This is a genomic window from Streptomyces sp. NBC_00872 (genome assembly GCF_045161915.1).
Taxonomy (GTDB): domain Bacteria; phylum Actinomycetota; class Actinomycetes; order Streptomycetales; family Streptomycetaceae; genus Streptomyces.
Map to the genome: position 1 here is coordinate 5,960,594 of NZ_CP108806.1, position 19,502 is coordinate 5,980,095.

Annotated in this window: 15 protein-coding genes and 1 tRNA gene; 5 read left to right on the forward strand and 11 right to left on the reverse strand. The window is 70.9% G+C overall.

Features of this window, described 5'->3' with window-relative positions; translation table 11 throughout:
- Positions 1 to 5: 5 nt before the first annotated feature.
- Together OG214_RS25645 and OG214_RS25650 are read right to left on the reverse strand one after the other, a co-directional pair.
- Positions 6 to 1,124, reverse strand: a complete 1,119-nt coding sequence (locus OG214_RS25645; RefSeq protein ID WP_405986074.1) for a carbohydrate ABC transporter permease — start codon at positions 1,122 to 1,124, stop codon at positions 6 to 8.
- A gap of 3 nt (positions 1,125 to 1,127) precedes the next feature.
- Entirely contained in the window at positions 1,128 to 2,462 is a 1,335-nt protein-coding gene (locus OG214_RS25650; protein WP_405986075.1) for an ABC transporter substrate-binding protein, read from the reverse strand.
- A gap of 598 nt (positions 2,463 to 3,060) precedes the next feature.
- On the opposite strand from OG214_RS25650, the gene OG214_RS25655 reads away from it, so the two are divergent.
- Entirely contained in the window at positions 3,061 to 4,080 is a 1,020-nt protein-coding gene (locus tag OG214_RS25655; RefSeq protein ID WP_405987616.1) for a LacI family DNA-binding transcriptional regulator, read from the forward strand.
- A gap of 65 nt (positions 4,081 to 4,145) precedes the next feature.
- On the opposite strand, the gene OG214_RS25660 is transcribed toward OG214_RS25655, so the two are convergent.
- The 3 genes from OG214_RS25660 to OG214_RS25670 all read right to left on the reverse strand — a co-directional run bounded on the left by OG214_RS25660 (position 4,146) and on the right by OG214_RS25670 (position 6,258).
- Positions 4,146 to 4,218: transfer RNA gene (locus OG214_RS25660), tRNA-His, on the reverse strand.
- Between the two features lie 206 nt (positions 4,219 to 4,424).
- Entirely contained in the window at positions 4,425 to 5,027 is a 603-nt protein-coding gene (gene orn / locus OG214_RS25665; protein ID WP_363079220.1) for an oligoribonuclease, read from the reverse strand.
- A gap of 10 nt (positions 5,028 to 5,037) precedes the next feature.
- Positions 5,038 to 6,258 (reverse strand): helix-turn-helix domain-containing protein, encoded by a 1,221-nt coding sequence (locus OG214_RS25670; protein WP_363079221.1) that lies wholly within the window; start codon positions 6,256 to 6,258, stop codon positions 5,038 to 5,040.
- 726 nt (positions 6,259 to 6,984) lie between these two features.
- On the opposite strand from OG214_RS25670, the gene OG214_RS25675 reads away from it, so the two are divergent.
- From OG214_RS25675 to OG214_RS25685, 3 genes are all read left to right on the forward strand, one after another.
- The gene (locus OG214_RS25675) at positions 6,985 to 7,323 is read left to right on the forward strand and encodes a hypothetical protein (protein WP_405986076.1); all 339 of its coding nucleotides are present in this window, start codon (positions 6,985 to 6,987) and stop codon (positions 7,321 to 7,323) included.
- Between the two features lie 310 nt (positions 7,324 to 7,633).
- Positions 7,634 to 8,155 carry a universal stress protein gene (locus OG214_RS25680; RefSeq protein ID WP_363086269.1) on the forward strand — a complete coding sequence of 174 codons (522 nt, stop codon included), beginning with the start codon at positions 7,634 to 7,636 and terminating at the stop codon, positions 8,153 to 8,155.
- A gap of 262 nt (positions 8,156 to 8,417) precedes the next feature.
- Positions 8,418 to 8,996, forward strand: coding sequence for an acetate uptake transporter (locus OG214_RS25685; RefSeq protein ID WP_405986077.1), 579 nt, complete (start codon positions 8,418 to 8,420; stop codon positions 8,994 to 8,996).
- A gap of 351 nt (positions 8,997 to 9,347) precedes the next feature.
- Here the strand turns inward: OG214_RS25685 and glmS are convergent, their stop codons facing one another.
- On the reverse strand, positions 9,348 to 11,177 hold the full coding sequence (gene glmS, locus OG214_RS25690) for a glutamine--fructose-6-phosphate transaminase (isomerizing) (RefSeq protein WP_363081872.1): 1,830 nt from the start codon (positions 11,175 to 11,177) through the stop codon (positions 9,348 to 9,350).
- A 53-nt stretch (positions 11,178 to 11,230) separates the two neighbouring features.
- A complete protein-coding gene (locus OG214_RS25695; protein ID WP_363081873.1) occupies positions 11,231 to 11,506 on the reverse strand; it encodes a hypothetical protein in 276 nt (91 codons plus the stop codon).
- 285 nt (positions 11,507 to 11,791) lie between these two features.
- Between OG214_RS25695 and OG214_RS25700 the strand changes: the two genes are divergently transcribed.
- Complete coding sequence (locus OG214_RS25700; protein ID WP_405986078.1) at positions 11,792 to 13,519, forward strand: beta-N-acetylhexosaminidase; 1,728 nt, start codon at positions 11,792 to 11,794, stop codon at positions 13,517 to 13,519.
- A 118-nt stretch (positions 13,520 to 13,637) separates the two neighbouring features.
- Here the strand turns inward: OG214_RS25700 and OG214_RS25705 are convergent, their stop codons facing one another.
- The 4 genes from OG214_RS25705 to OG214_RS25720 are packed head-to-tail and all read right to left on the reverse strand — an operon-like array spanning position 13,638 to position 19,408.
- Positions 13,638 to 14,798 carry an acyl-CoA dehydrogenase family protein gene (locus OG214_RS25705; RefSeq protein ID WP_405986079.1) on the reverse strand — a complete coding sequence of 387 codons (1,161 nt, stop codon included), beginning with the start codon at positions 14,796 to 14,798 and terminating at the stop codon, positions 13,638 to 13,640.
- Between the two features lie 7 nt (positions 14,799 to 14,805).
- Complete coding sequence (locus tag OG214_RS25710) at positions 14,806 to 15,747, reverse strand: hydroxymethylglutaryl-CoA lyase (RefSeq protein WP_363081876.1); 942 nt, start codon at positions 15,745 to 15,747, stop codon at positions 14,806 to 14,808.
- Positions 15,744 to 17,768: an acetyl/propionyl/methylcrotonyl-CoA carboxylase subunit alpha gene (locus OG214_RS25715; RefSeq protein ID WP_405986080.1), complete on the reverse strand. Its 2,025-nt coding sequence runs from the start codon at positions 17,766 to 17,768 to the stop codon at positions 15,744 to 15,746. The genes OG214_RS25710 and OG214_RS25715 overlap by 4 nt, the downstream gene beginning before the upstream one ends.
- Before the next feature lie 8 nt (positions 17,769 to 17,776).
- Positions 17,777 to 19,408 carry a carboxyl transferase domain-containing protein gene (locus tag OG214_RS25720; RefSeq protein WP_405986081.1) on the reverse strand — a complete coding sequence of 544 codons (1,632 nt, stop codon included), beginning with the start codon at positions 19,406 to 19,408 and terminating at the stop codon, positions 17,777 to 17,779.
- Between the last annotated feature and the right edge of the window lie 94 nt (positions 19,409 to 19,502).

Genomic DNA, 19,502 nt, shown 5'->3' on the forward strand with positions numbered 1-19,502 from the left:
TCCCCCTACGCGCTCTTGCGGAGACGGCGGCCGATGACCCAGTTCACCGCGCCGATGATCAGCAGGATCAGGAACATCGTCCAGGCGATCGCCGAGGCCCGGCCGAGATGGAGATTCACCCAGCCCTGTTCGTACAGATAGAGCCCGAGTGTCTGGAACTGGTGACTGGCCCCGCCCGTCGCGCCCGCGCCGCCGTTGAAGAGCAGCGGCTCGCCGAAGAGCTGGGTCGCGCCGATCGTCGAGACCACACAGGTGAACAGGATCGTCGGCCGCAGCGACGGCACGGTCACATGGATGAACTGCTGCCAGCGCGAGGCCCCGTCCAGGGCCGCCGACTCGTACAGATCGTTGGGGATGGCCTGCATCGCCGCCAGATAGATCAGCGCGTTGTAGCCGGTCCAGCGCCAGATGACGATGGTGGAGACCGCGAACTGCGAGGTCCAGGTGCCGTTCTGCCAGTCGACGGCATCGATGCCGATCTGTCCGAGCAGCCAGTTGATCATTCCGTAGTCACGGCCGAAGAGCAGGACGAAGACCAGCGTCGCGGCGGCCACCGAGGTGGCGTACGGGGTGAGTACGGCGACCCGGAAGAACATCGAGCCGCGCAGCCGGTAGTTGAGGAGATGCGCGATGCCCAGCGCGATCAGAAGCTGGGGGACGGTGGAGATCACCCCGATGGTGACGGTGTTCTGGAGCGCGTTCCAGAAGAACTCGTCACTGAGCAGCCGGGAGAAGTTCCGCAGCCCCACCCACTCCATGTCGGTGGGCGCGGTCAGCTCCACCCGGTGCAGGGAGGCCCAGCCGGTGTAGAGCAGCGGGAAGAGCCCGAAGGCCATGAAGAAGACGAAGAACGGGGCGACGAAGGCGTAGGGACTCCAGCGCACATCGCGGCGGTACCAGCGGCTGCGCCGCTCACGGCGCCGCTCCTCCCGCGGGTCCTCGCGCGCGTCCTTGCGTACGTCGTGCTGCTCGCCGCGGCGTCCGTCGCGCGGGGCGTCGTGGTGCGGGTCGCGGTACGGGTCGTGGTGTGGGCCGGTCGTCCCGCCGCCCGCGGCGGGCGCGTCCGGCGCCGGGGCCGCGCCCTCCTCCTCGGAGGGCGCGGCGGCACGTGCGTCACTGGGCATCGGTCACTGGTCCAGCGCGTTGTCGATCGCCTTCACGGCGGCGTTCCAGCCGTCCTTGGAGGACGTGCCCTTCTGGTCGACCTGGAGCATGCCGATGTCGGCCAGGTTCTGCGCGATGATCAGATCCTTCGGTCCGACGATCTGGACCGGTACGCCCTTGGCCGCCGCGGAGAAGATCTCACCGATGGGGGCGTTGTCGAAGTACTCGTGCTTGGCGCCCGACACGGCCGGCAGGGAGTACGCGGCCTGGGAGCTGGGGAAGCTGCCACGCTCGGCGAAGAGCGTGGCCTGCTGTTCGGGTGCGGTCAGCCAGGCCACGAGTTTGGCCGCGGCTTCCTTGTTCTTGCTCGCCTCGGGCACCGTGAGGAAGGAGCCGCCCCAGTTGCTGGGCTTGGGCGCGGCGGCCACGTCCCACTTGCCCTTGCCCGCCTCCCCGCCCTTGTCCTGGATATAGCCGAGCATCCAGGCCGGGCAGGAGACGGTGGCGAAGGTGCCGTTCGCGAATCCCTGGTCCCAGCCGGGGGTGAACTGCTGGAGTTTGGCGGTCAGTCCGGCGCTCGCGAACTCGGCCGCGGTGTCCCAGGCCTGGCGCACGGCCGGGTTGGTCTTGTAGATGACCTTGCCCTCCTGGTCGTAGAAACGGTTGGCGTTGCCGCCGGTGATGGCGGCCATCACACCGCTCGCCGAGTCCACGAAGGCCGTGCCCTTGGGCGCCTTCGTCTTGAACTGCTTCCCGGTGTCGAGGTACTTGCCCCAGTCGCCCGCCCACAGCTTGCCGACCGCCTCGCGGTCGGTGGGCAGGCCCGCCGCGGCGAAGAGGTCCTTGCGGTAGCAGATGCCCTGCGGCCCGATGTCGGTGCCGAGCGCGATGGTCTTGCCGGCCGTGGTGGTCGCCTGCGACCACTTCCACGGCAGGAAGCTGTCCTTCTGCACGCCCTCGGTCTTCCCGAGGTCCACGAGCTTGTCGCCCTGGGTGGCGGTGATCTCCGCGATGTTGTTGACCTCGACGGCCTGGACATCGGCGAGCCCGCTGCCGCTGCCGAGGTGGGTGAGGAGCTGCGGGTAGTAGTTCTCGTTGCGCTCGATCGAGGTCTGCTTGATGACCACGTCCTTGTTGAGCTTCATGTACTGGTCGTAGAGCCCGGCCTCCTTGAGGCCGAAGGCCCCGAAGACCCCCACCGTGATCGTGGTCTTGCCCTTGCCGCCGACGCCTCCGCCCGGGGCGCTGCCGGAGGGGTCGTCGGTGTCCTCCGCGCAGCCGGCCAGGATTCCGGCGCCGAGCGCGGCGACGGCCGCGAGGACCACCACCCGGCGGGACGAGCGAGTACGTGTGCGCATTACGTCCTCCTAATGCACCGCACCGACATGCCGGGCTCCGGCCAACTGCTCTGTACGGCTCGGCAGTTGGGTGGATCCGGTGCGGTCGGGATACGTGCGGGGCAGATATGGGTCGGGTACGGTGGGAGCGCTCCCATGTGTGATGTGTTGAAGCGTCGCGGGTCCCCGTAGGGGTGTCAAGGGACCGGGCGGCGAGAGGTGGCTCGTTTATCCGTTTGTTGGGTCGCGCCATGGGGGGCGGGTGGCGGATTCGTTGGGGGAGGCAGGGATGGCGTCTCAGGAAGCCCCGGGAGTCCGGGGGACGGACGGAGCCCAGGGGGCCCGGCGGGTACGGGAGACACGGGTACGGGAGACGGGAGGGACGCGGGACGAGGAGCGGGCACGCAGGACACCGGAGACCGCGCCGGGAACCCTCGCCCCCGGAGCGCTCGACGCCCCGCGGGCGTCCCCGGCGTCCCCTGTGCTCCCGGCGTCCTCAGCGTCCCAGGCGTCCCCCGTGCTCCCGGCGTCCGCAGACTCCTCAGCGCCCCCGGACTCCTCGGCGCTCCCGGCGCTCCCCGCGCCCAAGGCCCTCCAGGCGCGGGGGCGCGGCGGCAAGCTGCCCACGCTCGAAGAGGTGGCCGCACGGGCCGGGGTCGGCCGCGGCACGGTCTCCCGGGTGATCAACGGCTCCCCGAGGGTGAGCGAGCGGACCAGGGCCGCGGTCGAGGCGGCCGTCGCCGAGCTGGGGTACGTACCGAACCGCGCGGCCCGCGCCCTCGCCGCCAATCGCGCCGACGCGATCGCCCTGGTGGTGCCGGAGCCCGAGGCGCGGTTCTTCGCGGAACCGTACTTCTCCGACATCGTCAGCGGCGTCGGCGAGGCCCTCGCCGAGACGGGGATGCAACTGCTGCTCACCTTCGCGGGCGGCGCCCGCGAGCGACGGCGCCTCGCCCAGTATCTGGCCGCGCACCGCGCCGACGGGGCGCTGCTGGTCTCGGTCCACGCGGACGACCCGCTGCCGGAGTTGCTCACCCAGCTCGGTATCCCGACGGTCATCAGCGGCCGGCGCTCGGCGGCCGAACCGCTGCCCGCGGTCGACTCCGACAACGCCGAGGGCGCCCGTACGGCCGTCGCCCATCTCCTCGCCCGGGGCCGCCGCACCATCGCGACCATCACCGGCCGGCTGGAGGTGTACGGCGCGGCCTGCCGTCTCGACGGCTACCGCCGGGCCCTCACGGACGCCGGACAGACCCTGGACGGGGGGCTGACGGCCGTGGCCGACTTCACCGAGGACGGCGGTCGCCGCGCCATGCGGGAGCTCCTCGCCCGCCGCCCCGACCTGGACGCGGTCTTCGCCGCCTCGGACGTCATGGCGGCCGGCGCCCGCCAGACCCTCCGCGCGGCCGGCCGCCGTATCCCGGACGACGTGGCCCTGATCGGCTTCGACGACTCGGCCATCGCCCGCCATATGGATCCGCCCCTGACCAGCGTCCGCCAGCCGATCGAGGAGATGGGCCGCGCGATGGCCCGTCTGGTGCTCATGGAGATCGCCACCCGCCCGGCCCCGGCCGTGGCTCCGGCGCCCCCGCACCAGATCCTGCTCCCCACCCAGCTGATCATCCGCGCCTCGTCCTGACGAGGCCCCGCGAGAACATGAAGAAGGCCCGGTCCGCTTCCACGGACCGGGCCTTGACCACTCAGGGTGAGTAACGGGACTCGAACCCGCGACATCCTGGACCACAACCAGGTGCTCTACCAGCTGAGCTATACCCACCACGACCGGTCGTTTCCGACCGGCCGAGAAAAAGTGTACAGGGTCCGCGAGGGTGCTCGCGCCTGCTATTCGTGCGGGGTGGCGGGGACGCCTCCATGGGTGGCGGGGGCGGCCCGGCGTGCGGGGGCGGTGGCCCCGGGCGGGGGCGTGGTAGCCCGGGGTGGGGCTATGCGGCCCGGGGTGGGGCTATGTGGCCCGGGGTGGGGCTATCGCGCGTGGAGTACGTGCTTGGCCGCGATCTGCTTGGCCGTGTCGGAGTCAGGGCCCGGCGCCGGTACGAAGACCGCCTCGCGGTAGTAGCGCAGCTCGGCGATGGACTCGCGGATGTCGGCGAGCGCGCGGTGGTTGCCGGCCTTCTCCGGGCTGTTGAAGTACGCCCGCGGGTACCAGCGGCGGGCCAGCTCCTTGACCGAGGAGACATCCACGATGCGGTAGTGGAGGTAGCCCTCCAGCGTCGGCATGTCGCGCAGCAGGAAGCCGCGGTCGGTGCCGACCGTGTTCCCGCACAGCGGAGCCTTGCCGGGCTCCTTGACATGCTTGCGTACATACGCGAGGACCTGCTCCTCGGCGGCGGCGAGCGTCGTACCGCCCGCCAACTCGTCGAGGAGTCCCGAGGTGGTGTGCATCTGCCGCACCACCTCGGGCATGGTCTCCAGCGCTCCGTCCGGCGGGCGGATCACGATGTCCACCCCTTCACCGAGCACGTTCAGCTCCGAGTCGGTGACCAGGGCGGCCACCTCGATGAGTGCGTCGTCCGTCAGCGAGAGCCCGGTCATCTCGCAGTCGATCCACACCATGCGGTCGTTCATACGCCTTACCCTACGGGGCGCTCCGCTGGCCGGGCAGACTCGGACGGCCCGGACCTGTCGCGTATACGTCGGAACCCGGCTTCCCGTGATCCTGCACCGCCGACGACGCGGTCGCCTGGCCCGGTACGCCGGCGGCCGCGGCCGCCCGTCTGGCGTGTGCCGAGACCTGGGCCGGTACGACCGACTCCAGGACCCCCGGCGCCATCGGCTCGCCCTGCGGGCGCCTGGCCCGGTAGGCGGACCTGTAGGCCGCGGGGGAGGAGCCGAGCTGGCGCCGGAAGTGGCCGCGCAGCGCCACCGGTGAGCGGAAGCCGCAGCGGCCGGCGACCTCGTCGACGGAGTAGTCGGAGGTCTCCAGAAGCCGCTGTGCCTGCAGCACCCGCTGGGTGATCAGCCACTGGAGCGGCGCGCTTCCGGTCAGCGAACGGAACCGCCGGTCGAACGTACGGCGGCTCATGTACGCGCGGGCCGCGAGCGTCTCCACGTCGAACTGCTCGTGGAGATGCTCCAGCGCCCAGGCCACGACCTCGGCGAGCGGGTCGGAGCCGATCTCTTCAGGTAAAGACCTGTCCAGATAGCGCTCCTGACCGCCGCTGCGCCGTGGCGGTACGACGAGTCTGCGGGCGAGCGCGCCCGCGGCCTCCGCGCCGTGATCCGTCCGGACTATATGCAGACACAGATCGATTCCGGCCGCCGTGCCCGCCGACGTCAGCACATCGCCGTCGTCGACGAACAGCTCACGCGGATCCACATGCACGGACGGATAGCGCTTGGCGAGCGTCGGCGCGTACATCCAGTGTGTGGTGGCCGGGCGGCCGTCCAGCAGACCGGCCGCGGCGAGCACGAACGCGCCGGTGCACAGACCGACGATTCTCGCGCCCTCCTCGTGCGCCCGGCGCAGCGCGTCCAGCGCTTCCGGTGGTGGCGGCGATGTGATCGACCGCCATGCCGGCACGACCACGGTGCCCGCCCTGCTGATCGCCTCCAGACCGTACGGCGCGCTGAGTTCGAGCCCGCCGGTGGTGCGCAGCGGTCCGTCCTCCCCGGCACACACGAGCAGGCGGTAGCGGGGAACCCCGGCGTCCTGGCGGTCGATTCCGAACACCGAGAGCGGAATTGAGCTCTCGAAGATGGGGCCACCGCTGAAGAGCAGCACGGCGACGACTTCTCGTCGGCGACGCCCGGAAAGCTTCCGTGCTGACTCCGGTGCGGCAATGGAGTCCTGGCTCATGGCGCTAAGCCCCCCTCGGTGTTCGCGTCTCCCCGTTCTTGTCGGGCCTCTCGCTCCTGCACGATTCCCCTCGGTTTTGCACGGGTCCCCAGCCTTCGATACTCATGATCGAATCTACTGTGTCCCGTGGTGCCGGCGTGACAAGTTCTCCATCCGGCGCTATGTCGACAAGGCAACTTGGCGCGAAGCATTCGATCACGAAGCGTTCCACTCGGGAGCCGAGAGTGGAAGTGGGCCTCACGTGCATGGCCCGTCCCCGTAGGGTGCGGACGACTGGGTCGGTCCTTTCTTCCCTGGTGGCAAGGGGGTTGGCAGGCCATTTCCCCAGGGGTTCTCTCCCAGTGTGAAGTTGGCTGAAAAGTGATGGGTGCGTCTGTGCGAAGCTTTCAATCTCCCGGCGCACTACCTTCACGCGCGCGCGAGCCTCGATGCGCCCCCCGACCGCCCGAGGACCGTCGGCTTCCGGACGTTCCGTACGTTCCGTACATCCTTGCCCCGTTCCTCGTCGTCCCGCTCGTCTTTCCTCCCGCGCCCGCCCGGTCTTCCGCGGCCGCTGCCGGCCCGGCTCCCGCGCCCGGCCGCGGCTGTTCCCCCATCTTCGCCTCCGCCGCCCGCGGTTGGGCGGCGGGGGACGCGGAGCGGCGCAGCAGCAGCCGGCAGACCGCCGTCACCGCGGCGAGTCCGAGCGTTGTGACGATCGTGCCACCGAAGGACGTTCCGTACACGGTGACGACCAGCGGGACCAGCAGACAACTCAACGACGCCCAGCGGACGACCTCTCCCGCCGGATCTTCCGACGGCGCCCGCGCGGTGTCCCCGGCGGGCTCCCGGCACGGCTCCCGGCGCGGCTCCCCGTGCGGGGCGCCGGACCGCTCCGCGGACTTCCGCGCCGCCCGGTGCGACGGCGGCCCCGCGGCCGGTTCGACGGCCCGCCGCGCGAGCGGCCGGGCGCCGGGTGCGGCGGATCCGCCGCCCGCCGGGACCGCCCCGCCCGTCGCCGGGATCGCGCGGAGCGCCTTCCGCGCCTTCCGCGCGTCGCGACACGGAGCGTCCGAAGTGGCCTGAGCGGTCGGTGATGCGGGCACGGCTGCTCCCTCGAAGTGACGATATGACCGATGGCCAACGAGGAGCGGAGCCCTCCGGTCACTCCTCGGACAACTGTAGGGGCCATCCGGCATTGCGATCCCGGGCGGCCTCGTGCATGCTCCCTGGAACGCCGCGTGTGGGGCGGCGGGCTCTGGGCATGAGAAGAGTGTCGCCGTACCCTTATGGGTACGGATTGGGAAGATGATTCCCGGACACGGCACCGCCCACCACGACACCCGCCACGCCCATTGTTGTCCCTTCCCAAGAGGACCTCTTTAGCCGAGACGCCATGGCTGGTCACGAAATCCCCGAACCCGCAGACCGCAAGCGGGTGGCCGACCCTCTGTCGGACCTGCGAGCGGCGGAACAGACCCATGCATCCTGCGATCCCGCCTTCCGCCACGGAGTGGTGGTCGGCTTCGACGGCTCGACATCCAGTGAGCGGGCGCTCGCGTACGCCATCGGTATGGCCAAGCGACTGAGCTCCGGCCTGATCATCGTCCATGTCGCCAACCGGCTCCCGACCACGGTCTGGGCGGGCTGCGAACCCCCGGTCTTCGTGGACGTACCGGACCACCGCACCGAGGTGCTCGGTCTCGAACTGGCCTGCGCGGACTACCTCGCCGAGGTGCCGTGGATCCTGGTCGAGCGCGGCGGTGACATCTGCCATGAACTCGAAGAGGTCGGCGAGGAGTATTCGGCCGACGCGATCGTCGTGGGCTCCACGCACGGCATCGTCGGGCGGATCTTCGGCTCGGTGGCGGGACGGCTCGCGCGCCGTGCGCAGCGGCCCGTCGTGGTGATTCCCTGACGGTCGGGCCCGTTCCGGCCCGGCCGTTCTCTTCCGTCCCCGGCCGTTCCCGTCCGGCCGGAGCCGACCCGCTCTCGGACCTCAGGCCCGGCGTGGCGCGGTCCGGTTTTGTCCGCCCGCGCTTCACACCAGCTGACTTTGTGTCAACTCCCTTGCGCACAACGTGAATTTACTCACGCGTAGAGGTGAATCGTGCGCTTGTGAAGGGTACATAACGGCCGCTGGGACACAGCACACCCGCACATCATGAAGGGAGCCCGCCGTGGACAACGACGTCTCTGCGGGAAGCACCACTTCGACTTCGGTTCTCGGCCATCTCGCGCTCGGACTCACCCTGCTCGCCTTCGGCATCGGCCACACCGCCGTCATCGACGGAGCGACGGCGGCCGACGCCGTCCCGCTCGCGCTGTACGTCGGCGGTGTCGCGCTCTTCGTCGCCGGGCTGCTCGGATTCCGGTCGGGCGACTCATTCACCGGTACGGCCTTCGCGGGCCTCGGAGCCTTCTGGTTCACCTGGGGGACGGGCGTCGGTGATCAGATCTCCGCCGACGCGGCCGGCCTCTTCCTCCTCCTGTGGGCGCTGCTCGCGCTCAGCCTCACCCTTGGCGCGGCGGGCGCGGGGCCGCTGTTCCAGGGGGCGTACGGACTGCTCACCGTCGCACTGCTGCTGCTCGCCGTCGGACAGTTCGCCGACAGCACGGGGCTCGCCAGGACAGGCGGCTGGATCGCCGCCGTGGCGGGCCTCGCCGCCTGGTACGGAGCGACGGCCGCGCTCGCCAAGTGGCCGACCGCACTGCCGCGTCGTCGTGCTGCCGGCCGGGGGGTGACGGCCACCGGCTGAGGCAGCCGCGGGCCGGTGTCCGGGCAGCGCCGGCCCCTACCGGAGAGCGCCCCCAGCGCGCCGGGCGGCATGCGCTGGGGGCGCTCTCACAGCCTCTGCCGGGGCCGTGTGTCCGCTCCGGTCCGCCCCGTCGGGCGCTTCCCGGTACCGGACAGCTACGAGGGCCGCCCCGCCGAGGTGGAGTCCGACCCCTCCTACAGCCCGGTCCCGACGGGACCGCACCCTCCGGTTCGGGCCCCTCCGGTTCAGGCCCCGGCCCATGCGCTCCAGGACCGCGCGCTCCTGGCTCCGGCGCTCCAGGGCCGGTCCTCCAGGGACCGGCGCTCGGACGGCCGGCGTTCCGCTGCTCGGCTACTCGACCGTGACGGACTTCGCGAGATTCCTGGGCTTGTCGATGTCCCGGCCCAGCGCCAGCGCCGTGTGGTACGCCAGGAGCTGGAGCGGGATGCCCAGCAGAATCGGGTCCAGCTCGGTCTCGTTCTTCGGTACCACGATCGTGTGATCGGCCTTCTCCTGCGGCTGGTGCGCCACCGCCAGGATCGGACCGCTGCGCGCCTTGATCTCCTCCAGCGCCGCGCGGTTCTTCTCCAGCAGATCGTCGTCGGGGACGATCGCGACCGTCGGCAGCGCCGGCTCGATCAGCGCGAGCGGGCCGTGCTTCAGCTCCGAGGCGGGATAGGCCTCGGCGTGGATGTAGGAGATCTCCTTGAGCTTCAGGGAGGCCTCCAGCGCCACGGGATAACCGCGCACGCGCCCGATGAACATCATCGAGGCGGAGTCCGCGTACTGGGCCGCCAGCTTCGCGATGGCGTCCTCCGTCGCCAGGATCTCGGAGATCTGGGCGGGCAGTCGGCGCAGCCCCTCGATGATCCGCTTGCCGTCGGCGACCGACAGATCCCGGATACGGCCGAGATGCAGCGCCAGCAGCGCGAAGGCGACCACGGTGTTGGTGAAGCACTTGGTGGAGACGACACAGACCTCCGGGCCCGCGTGCACATACACCCCGCCGTCGGTCTCCCGGGCGATCGCCGAGCCCACGACATTGACCACACCCAGCACCCGCGCGCCCTTGCGCTTCAGCTCCTGCACCGCGGCCAGCACGTCGTACGTCTCACCGGACTGGGACACCGCGACATAGAGCGTGTCGGGGTCCACGACCGGATTGCGGTAGCGGAACTCGGAGGCGGGCTCGGCGTCCGCGGGGATCCGGGCCAGCTCCTCGATGAGCTGCGCGCCGATGAGCCCCGCGTGGTACGAGGTGCCACAGCCCAGGATCTTGATCCGGCGCACCCCGCGCGCCTCGCGGGCGTCCAGATTGAGGCCGCCGAGATGCACGGTGGCGAAGCGGTCGTCGATCCGGCCGCGCAGCACCCGGTCCACGGCGTCCGGCTGCTCCGAGATCTCCTTGTGCATATACGTGTCGTGGCCGCCCATGTCGTACGACTCGGCCTCCCACTCCACGGTGGTCGGCGTGGCCGAGGTGCGGGAGCCCTCGGTCGTGTACGTACGGAAGTCGTCGGCCTTGAGGGTGGCCATCTCGCCGTCGTCGAGAGTGACGACCTGGCGGGTGTGCGAGACGAGGGCGGCCACGTCGGAGGCGACGAACATCTCCTTCTCGCCGATGCCGAGGACGACCGGGGAGCCGTTGCGCGCGACGACGATACGGTCCGGGAAGTCGGCGTGCAGCACGGCGATCCCGTAGGTGCCCTCGATGAGCTGGAGCGCCTGGCGGACCTTCTCCTCCAGGGTGGCGGCCTGGGAGCGGGCGATGAGATGGGTCATCACCTCGGTGTCGGTCTCGGAGAGGAACACCACCCCGTCCGCCTCCAGCTTCACCCGCAGCTCGGAGGCGTTGTCGATGATGCCGTTGTGGACGAGCGCGACCTTGCCCTCGGCGTCCATGTGCGGATGCGCGTTCTCGTCGCTCGGCGAGCCGTGGGTGGCCCAGCGGGTGTGCGCGATACCGGTGGTGCCCGCGAAGCGCTTGGGCACGCGGGCCTCCAGATCACGGACCCGGCCCTTGGCCTTGACCATCTTCAGCGTGGCGGCCTTGCCCGCGGCCGGTTTGCCGGTGATGACCACTCCCGCCGAGTCGTATCCGCGGTACTCCAGCCGCTGAAGGCCCTCCAGCAGCAGTGGTGCCACATCACGCCTGCCGATGTATCCGACGATTCCGCACATACAGTCTCTGCCCCTCCTGATCGGTTCATGATGCTGATCGGTTCATGATCGCCTCAGCCGTAGACGATGCGGCGCAGCTGCCGGAGCGAGAGCTCCGGCGGTGCCACCGCCCGGTGCGGCAGCTCGGCCGCGATCCGCTCGAAGATCTCCGCGTTGGTGCCGCCGGCGGCCTGCATCTCCCGGTGGCGGCGGCGGACGAACTCCTCGGTCGTCTCGTCGAAGTAGGCCAGCACGTCGAGCACCACCCGGGCCGCCTCGCCGCGCCGGAGCGCGGTGCTGCGGACGAGATGGTCGATGAGGTCGTCGTACGACGTGTGGCGTTCCAGCACTCGTTGATATTGCGGGTAGAGGAGGACGTTTGCAAGAAATCTGCCCGGAATCGGGCAGGAGTCGGTCTCATCCAGGGCCGAAAGGGGGAACGGACGGTGAGCCGCTTCAGGGCGGTCTTGTCGGTGGCGGTGAACCGGCGGTGGTGAACTCCCCCAGGCGGGGATTCTTCCGCCAGAAGGGCGGAAATTGGTCTACACCTTGACCGCCGGTGGGGCTCGCGGGTCCCATGGGGGGAGTTCAACGCCCGGCACCACAGGTGAGTACCCCGTCGAAGGGACGACCTCGTGAGAAACGTTGTGGCACACCGCAGAGCGCTACCCCGGCTGTTCGGCTCGCTGCTGCTCGTCGCGGCGGCCGGTATCGCCGGCATCGGAGCCACGGGCCCGGTGCCCGCGGGCACTGCGGCCCTCCATGGAGACCGCCCGTACGCCGGTTCCGGTTCGCAGGGCGGTTCCGGATCCCACGCCGGTTCCGGATCCCAGGGCGGTTCCGGAGCCGCGCGTCCGCTGGACCAGGTCGTGCCCGCGCCGCAGCGGGTGCGGGCGGGCGGCTCGCCGTATGCCATCACCGCGGCGACCCGCATCCTGGTCGACGGCCGCTCGCGCGACGACACGCGTGAGGCCCGGCGGATCGGCTCCTATCTGGCCGGGGTGCTGCGCCCCTCCACCGGATACGCCCTGCCGGTCACCGACCGGCAGGCGCCGGGCGGCATCCGGCTGCGGCTCGGCGCGGGCGAGCGGAGTCTGGGCGCGGAGGGTTACCGGCTGGAGTCCGGGCGGCACGGTGTCACGATCACCGCCCGTGAGCCCGCCGGACTCTTCCACGGGGTCCAGACCCTGCGCCAGCTGCTGCCCGCCCCGGTGGAGAAGCGGACAGGGCAGCGGGGCCCCTGGACGGTCGCGGGCGGCACCATCACGGACACCCCGCGCTACGCCTACCGGGGCGCGATGCTCGATGTCTCACGGCATTTCCTGACGGCTGACCAGGTCAAGCTCTATATCGACCAGTTGGCCCTCTACAAGATCAACAAGCTGCATCTGCACCTCTCCGACGACCAGGGCTGGCGGATCGCCGTCGACTCCTGGCCGAGGCTGGCCACATACGGCGGTTCCACCCAGGTGGGCGGCGGCCCCGGCGGCTACTACACCAAGGACCAGTACCGCGATCTGGTGCGCTACGCGGCCTCGCGGGAGCTGGAGGTCATCCCGGAGATCGACATGCCGGGCCACACCAACGCGGCGCTCGCCTCGTACGCCGAGCTGAACTGCGACGGTGTCGCGCCTCCGCTCTACACGGGCACGAGCGTCGGCTTCAGCTCGCTGTGCGTGGCGAAGGAGGTCACGTACGACTTCGTGGACGACGTGGTGCGCGAGCTGGCCGCGCTCACCCCGGGCAAGTACCTCCACATCGGCGGTGACGAGGCGCACGCCACCAGCCACGCCGACTATGTGGCCTTCATGGACCGGGCGCAGGCCGCCGTACAGAAATACGGCAAGACGGTCGTCGGCTGGCATCAGCTCACCGGTGCCACCCCGGTCGCGGGGGCCGTCGCCCAGTACTGGGGTTACGACGCCACGGGCGCCGCCGAGCGCGCGCAGGTCGCGGCGGCGGCCAAGAAGGGCACGGGGCTGATCCTCTCCCCGGCGGACCGGGTGTATCTGGACATGAAGTACGACAGAAGCACCGCGCTGGGCCAGTCCTGGGCCGGCTACACCGAGGTGGACCGCTCGTACGGCTGGGATCCGGCGACCTATCTCGCCGGCGCGGGCGTACCCGAGAGCGCGGTGCTCGGCATCGAGGCCCCGCTCTGGACGGAGACCCTCGCCACCAGTGACCAACTGGAGTTCATGGCGTTCCCCCGGCTGCTGGGTGTCGCGGAACTGGGCTGGTCCCCGGCGGCCACGCACGACTGGGACACGTACAAGGTGCGGCTGGCGGCCCAGGGGCCGCGTATGACGGCGCTCGGTATCGACTACTACCGCTCACCGCTGGTGCCCTGGCCGGCCGGCTGACGGACAGGCACGCGGACACACGCGCGGGGAGGTGCGGACACACGCGCGGGGAGGGGCCGGGGCACCGGCTCCTCCCCGCCGCCGCACCGCCGTCCCGGCACCCGCGGCGGGGTGCCGCTCAGCTCGGCAGGCCCAACTCCCTCGCGATCAGCATCCGCTGGACCTCGCTGGTGCCCTCGCCGATCTCCAGGATCTTGGAGTCGCGCCACATCCTGGCCACCGGATACTCGTTCATGAAGCCGTAGCCGCCATGGATCTGGGTGGCCTCGCGGGCGTTGTCGACGGCGACCGTCGACGAGTACAGCTTCGCCAGCGCCGCCTCTTTCTTGAACGGCTCACCGCGCACCAGCCGCGAGGCCGCGTCCCGCCAGCCGATCCGCGCCATGTGCGCGCGCATCTCCATGTCGGCGAGCTTGAACTGGATGGCCTGGTTGGCGCCGATCGGCCGCCCGAACGCGTGCCGCTGCTTCGCGTACGCCACCGACTCGTCCACACATCCCTGGGCGAGACCGGTCGCCAGCGCGGAGATCGCGATCCGGCCCTCATCGAGAATACGGAGGAACTGGGCGTATCCCCGGCCCTCCTGGCCGAGCAGATTCGCCAGCGGGACCCGTACGTCCGAGAAGGACAGCTCACGTGTGTCCGAGGCGTTCCAGCCGACCTTGGAGTACGGGGCGGCGACGGTGAAGCCGGGGGTGCCGGACGGGACGATGATCGAGGAGATCTCCGGACGGCCGTCCTCCTTGCGGCCGGTGACGGCCGTGACCGTGACCAGACCGGTGATGTCCGTCCCGGAGTTGGTGATGAAGCACTTGCTGCCGTTGATCACCCACGCGTCGCCGTCGCGCACGGCGGTGGTGCGGGTGCCGCCCGCGTCCGAACCGGCCTCGGGTTCGGTCAGTCCGAACGCGCCGAGCACCTCACCCGCGCAGAGACCGGGCAGCCACTCGCGCTTCTGCTCCTCCGTACCGAAGAGATGGATGGGCATGGCGCCGAGCGAGACCCCCGCCTCCAGGGTGATCGCCACGGAGGAGTCGACGCGGGCCAGCTCTTCGAGGGCGATACCGAGCGCGAGATAGTCGCCGCCCATACCGCCGTACTCCTCGGGGAACGGCAGTCCGAACAGGCCCATCCGCCCCATCTCACGGACGATCTCGTACGGGAACTCGTGGCGCTCGTAGAAGTCGCCGATCTTGGGCGCCACGACGTCATGGGCGAACTCCTCGACGGTGCGGCGCAGTTCTTCGTGGTCGGCCGAGAGCCGGTGGTCCAGGGACATGGGTGCGTCACTCCTTGTGGGAGAGGGCTCGGACGGTACGGGAGGGGCTGGGGCGGCCCAGCCGTTCGGCCAGCCACACACTGGTGGCGGTGAGCCGGCCGAGATCGACGCCGGTCTCGACACCGAGGCCGTCGAGCATCCACACGAGATCTTCGGTGGCGAGGTTTCCGGTGGCGCTCTTCGCGAACGGGCAGCCGCCGAGGCCGCCCGCCGAGGCGTCCACCGTGGTCACACCGTGCTGGAGCGCGGCGAAGGTGTTGGCGAGTGCCTGGCCGTAGGTGTCGTGGAAGTGCACACCGAGGGCATTGGTCGGCACGCCCTCCTCGTTCAGCCCGGCGAGGAGGGTCTGCACATGCCCGGGGGTGGCGACGCCGATGGTGTCGCCGAGGCTCAGCTCGTCACACCCCAGGTCCATCAGGGCCTTGGCGACCCTGACGACCTGGTGGACGGGGACAGGCCCCTCCCAGGGGTCGCCGAAGCACATGGAGAGATAGCCGCGGACATGGATCTTGTCCGCGCGGGCCCGCTCGATCACCGGCGCGAACATGGCGAGTGATTCGTCGACCGTACGGTTGAGATTGGCCTTGGCGAAGGACTCGGTGACGCTGCCGAACACGGCGATACGGCGGACACCGAGGGCGATGGCGCGGTCGAGGCCCCGCGCGTTCGGCACGAGGACGGGGAGCGCGACCTCCGGCCCCAGATCGCCGAGGAGGGGGAACAGCTCCTCGGCGTCCGCGAGCTGGGGCACCCGGTCGGGGCGTACGAAGCTGGTGGCCTCGATGGTGGTGAGCCCGGCATGGGCGAGCCGGTGGATGAACTCGGCCTTGACCTCGGTCGGTACGACCGACTTCTCGTTCTGGAGCCCGTCGCGCGCGCCCACCTCGTGGATACGGATCTGGGGCGGCAGTCCCTCCGCGGGGACGGCCATGGGCAGTCCGTCGGTCATGACTCCTCCTGGGGGACGGCGGTGTCCGGCGCTGTGGCGGGACCGCGACCGGGTACGGGTGCGGGCGCGGTGTCCGGCTCGGGCGCGGGGGTGACGACCGCCAGGATCTGGTCCATGGCGACGGTGGAGCCGGGGGTGACATCCAGCTCGGTGACGGTGCCCGCGTGCGGGGCGGAGATGACGTGCTCCATCTTCATCGCCTCGACGACGAGCAGACTCTGCCCGGCGGTCACCTCGTCCCCGACCGCCACCTTGACCACGGTGACGGTGCCCGGCATGGGCGCGACCAGTGAGTCCGCCCCGCCGGCCGCGCCGCTCCCGCGCAGGGCGGCCTCGACGGGGTCGAAGTCCACCACATGCCAGCTCTCCCCGTCCCTGCCGAGCCAGTCGCCCGCCCGGTGGAAGGTGTGGGTCACACCATCCGCCGAGCCGGTGACCGTGACCCGCGCGGGCTCCACCCGGGACCGGTCCCCGGGGAGCACCCGGTGAGCGACGGGTTCGAGTCCCGGCACCCGCAATTGGTGCGTCACGGGGACGGGTTCGCCGCCCAGACGCCAGCCGTCCGGTACGGAGAAGGGGTCCACCCATCCCGCGGTCGCGGGCGGTCGAAGCTCCGCCTGGCGGACCGCCGCCGCCGCCGCGTAGACCTCCGGCGGGACCCCGTCCGGGAGCAGGGACTCCACGTCCCGCTCGACCAGGCCCGTGTCGAGATCGCCCGCGATCACCGAGGGGTGGGCGAGAAGCCGGCGGAGGAAACCGGCGTTCGTGGTGACGCCCAGGGTGACGGTCCCGGCGAGGGCCGCGCGCAGTCTGCGCAGGGCGGTGGCGCGGTCGGGGCCATGGGCGATGACCTTGGAGAGCATCGGGTCGTAGGCGCTGCCGACGTCCGAACCCTCGGAGAGGCCCGAATCCGTCCGTACCCCGTCGCCCTGCGGCTCGCGCAGCGCCAGGACCGTACCGCCTGTCGGCAGGAACCCCCGCGCGGGGTCCTCCGCGCAGATCCGGGCCTCCACCGCGTGGCCGGTGAGGGTGATGTCGGCCTGCGCGAAGGGCAGTTCCTCGCCGGAGGCGACCCGTAGCTGCCACTCGACCAGGTCGAGGCCCGTGACCAGCTCCGTGACCGGATGCTCCACCTGGAGACGGGTGTTCATCTCCATGAAGAAGTACGAGGACGGATCGCGGCCGGGCACGATGAACTCGACCGTCCCCGCGCCCGCGTATCCGCACGAGCGGGCCGCCTGGACCGCCGCCTCGCCCATCGCCGAGCGGGTCGCCTCGTCCAGCAGAACGGACGGCGCCTCCTCGATGACCTTCTGATGGCGGCGCTGGAGCGAGCACTCGCGCTCGCCGAGATGCACCACGTTCCCGTGGGTGTCCGCCAGCACCTGGATCTCGATATGGCGCGGCCGGTCCACCCACCGCTCCACCAGCAGCGTGTCGTCCCCGAAGGAGGACCGTGCCTCCCGCCGGGCCGCCGCGATCTCCTCGGCGAGCAGGGACTCCGCGCGCACCAGCCGCATGCCCTTGCCGCCGCCGCCCGCCGAGGGCTTGAGCAGCACCGGCATACCGATCTCCGCGGCCGCGGCGGCCAGTTCGGCGTCGGTCAGCCCGCTGCCCGAGGAGCCGGGCACCACCGGGACCCCCGCCGCCCGTACCGTCTCCTTGGCACGGATCTTGTCGCCCATCAGCTCGATGGCGGAGGCGGGCGGTCCGATGAAGACCAGCCCCGCGTCCGCGCAGGCCCGCGCGAAGGCCTCGTTCTCCGCGAGGAAGCCATAGCCCGGGTGGACCGCCTGCGCCCCCGTGAGGGCCGCGGCGGCCAGCAGCCTGTCGACGGAGAGATAGCTCTCGGACGCGGCGGCGGGGCCGATACGCACCGCCGTGTCGGCCTCCCGCACATGCCGGGCGTCCGCGTCCGCGTCGCTGAAGACCGCGACCGAGCGCACCCCCAGAGTCCGCAGGGTACGGATGACACGCACCGCGATCTCGCCGCGGTTGGCGATCAGAACCGTGTCGAACATTCCCACCCTCACATCCGGAAGACGCCGAAGCCGGACGCCGCGCTGTCCCTCTGGGGCAGTGGGGCGTTGGCACACGCGGTCAGGGCCAGACCCACCACCTGCCGGGTCTCCAGCGGGTCGATCACGCCGTCGTCCCAGAGGCGCGCGGTCGCGTAATAGGCATTGCCCTGGGTCTCGTACTGCGCGCGGATGGGCGACTTGAACGACTCCTCGTCCTCGGCCGGCCACTCCTCGCCGCGCCCCTCGATCTGGTCGCGCTTGACGGTCGCCAGCACGGACGCGGCCTGCTCGCCGCCCATGACCGAGATCTTGGCGTTCGGCCACATCCACAGGAAGCGAGGGGAGTAGGCCCGCCCGCACATCGAGTAGTTGCCCGCCCCGTACGAACCGCCGATCACGACCGTCAGCTTCGGCACCCGTGTGCACGCCACGGCCGTGACCATCTTCGCGCCGTGCTTGGCGATCCCGCCCGCCTCGTAGTCCCTGCCGACCATGAAGCCGGAGATGTTCTGGAGGAAGAGCAGCGGGATACCGCGCTGGTCGCACAGCTCGATGAAGTGCGCGCCCTTCTGGGCGGACTCGGAGAACAGGATGCCGTTGTTGGCGACGATCCCGACCGGATGGCCGTGGATCCGCGCGAACCCCGTCACCAGCGTCGTACCGAACTCGGCCTTGAACTCGGCGAACCGCGAGCCGTCGACCAGCCGCGCGATCACCTCACGGACGTCGTAGGGCGTACGGGAGTCCACCGGCACCGCTCCGTACAGCCCGGCGGGATCGGACTTGGGCTCCTCGACCGGCTCGACGGACCAGGGGAGCGCGCCCCGCGCGGGGAGGGTGGAGACGATGGTGCGCACGATCCGCAGCGCGTGCGCGTCGTCCTCCGCGAGATGGTCGGTGACACCGGAGACCCGGGAGTGCACCTCGCCGCCGCCCAGCTCCTCGGCCGTGACGACCTCGCCCGTCGCTGCCTTCACCAGCGGCGGCCCGCCCAGGAAGATCGTGCCCTGACCGCGCACGATCACCGCTTCGTCGCTCATCGCCGGGACATAGGCGCCGCCCGCCGTGCAGGACCCGAGCACCGCCGCGATCTGCGGAACACCGGCGCCGGACATCCTCGCCTGGTTGTAGAAGATCCGTCCGAAGTGGTCCCGGTCGGGGAAGACCTCGTCCTGCATCGGAAGGAAGGCGCCGCCGGAGTCCACGAGATACAGACACGGCAGTCTGTTCTCCAGGGCCACTTCCTGGGCGCGGAGGTGTTTCTTCACCGTCATCGGGTAATACGTGCCGCCCTTGACCGTGGCGTCATTGGCGACGATCACCACCTCACGGCCGCTGACCCGGCCGATCCCGGCGATCACCCCGGCGGCCGGGGCCGCGCCGCCGTACATCCCCTCGGCCGCGAGCGGCGCCAGCTCCAGAAAGGGCGAGCCGGGGTCGAGCAGGGTGTCCACCCGGTCGCGCGGCAGCAGCTTCCCGCGCGCCGTGTGCCGGGCGCGGGCCTTCTCGCCGCCGCCCAGCCGCGCCGCGGCGAGCCGGGTGCGCAGACCGACGGCCAGCTCCTCGTGCGCCGCCTCGTTGATCCGCCAGGCCTCGGAGGCCGGATCCGCGGCGCTCGCCAGCACGGGTGCCTGCTGCATCGCTCGTAGCTCCTCGCTGGGCTGGTCGGCGGGTGTCGGCGGGCTCGTCGCCGGGTGTCGCCAGGGTCGTCGGCGGGCTCGTCGGACACGCACC

Coding starts and splice junctions, on each gene's coding strand:
- OG214_RS25645 (WP_405986074.1), bottom strand. CDS start 1,124: ATGCCCAGTGACGCACGTGCCGCCGCGCCCTCCGAGGAGGAGGGCGCG.
- OG214_RS25650 (WP_405986075.1), bottom strand. CDS start 2,462: ATGCGCACACGTACTCGCTCGTCCCGCCGGGTGGTGGTCCTCGCGGCC.
- orn (WP_363079220.1), bottom strand. CDS start 5,027: ATGAACGACCGCATGGTGTGGATCGACTGCGAGATGACCGGGCTCTCG.
- OG214_RS25670 (WP_363079221.1), bottom strand. CDS start 6,258: ATGAGCCAGGACTCCATTGCCGCACCGGAGTCAGCACGGAAGCTTTCC.
- OG214_RS25680 (WP_363086269.1), top strand. CDS start 7,634: ATGGCTGGTCACGAAATCCCCGAACCCGCAGACCGCAAGCGGGTGGCC.
- glmS (WP_363081872.1), bottom strand. CDS start 11,177: ATGTGCGGAATCGTCGGATACATCGGCAGGCGTGATGTGGCACCACTG.
- OG214_RS25705 (WP_405986079.1), bottom strand. CDS start 14,798: ATGTCCCTGGACCACCGGCTCTCGGCCGACCACGAAGAACTGCGCCGC.
- OG214_RS25710 (WP_363081876.1), bottom strand. CDS start 15,747: ATGACCGACGGACTGCCCATGGCCGTCCCCGCGGAGGGACTGCCGCCC.
- OG214_RS25715 (WP_405986080.1), bottom strand. CDS start 17,768: ATGTTCGACACGGTTCTGATCGCCAACCGCGGCGAGATCGCGGTGCGT.
- OG214_RS25720 (WP_405986081.1), bottom strand. CDS start 19,408: ATGCAGCAGGCACCCGTGCTGGCGAGCGCCGCGGATCCGGCCTCCGAG.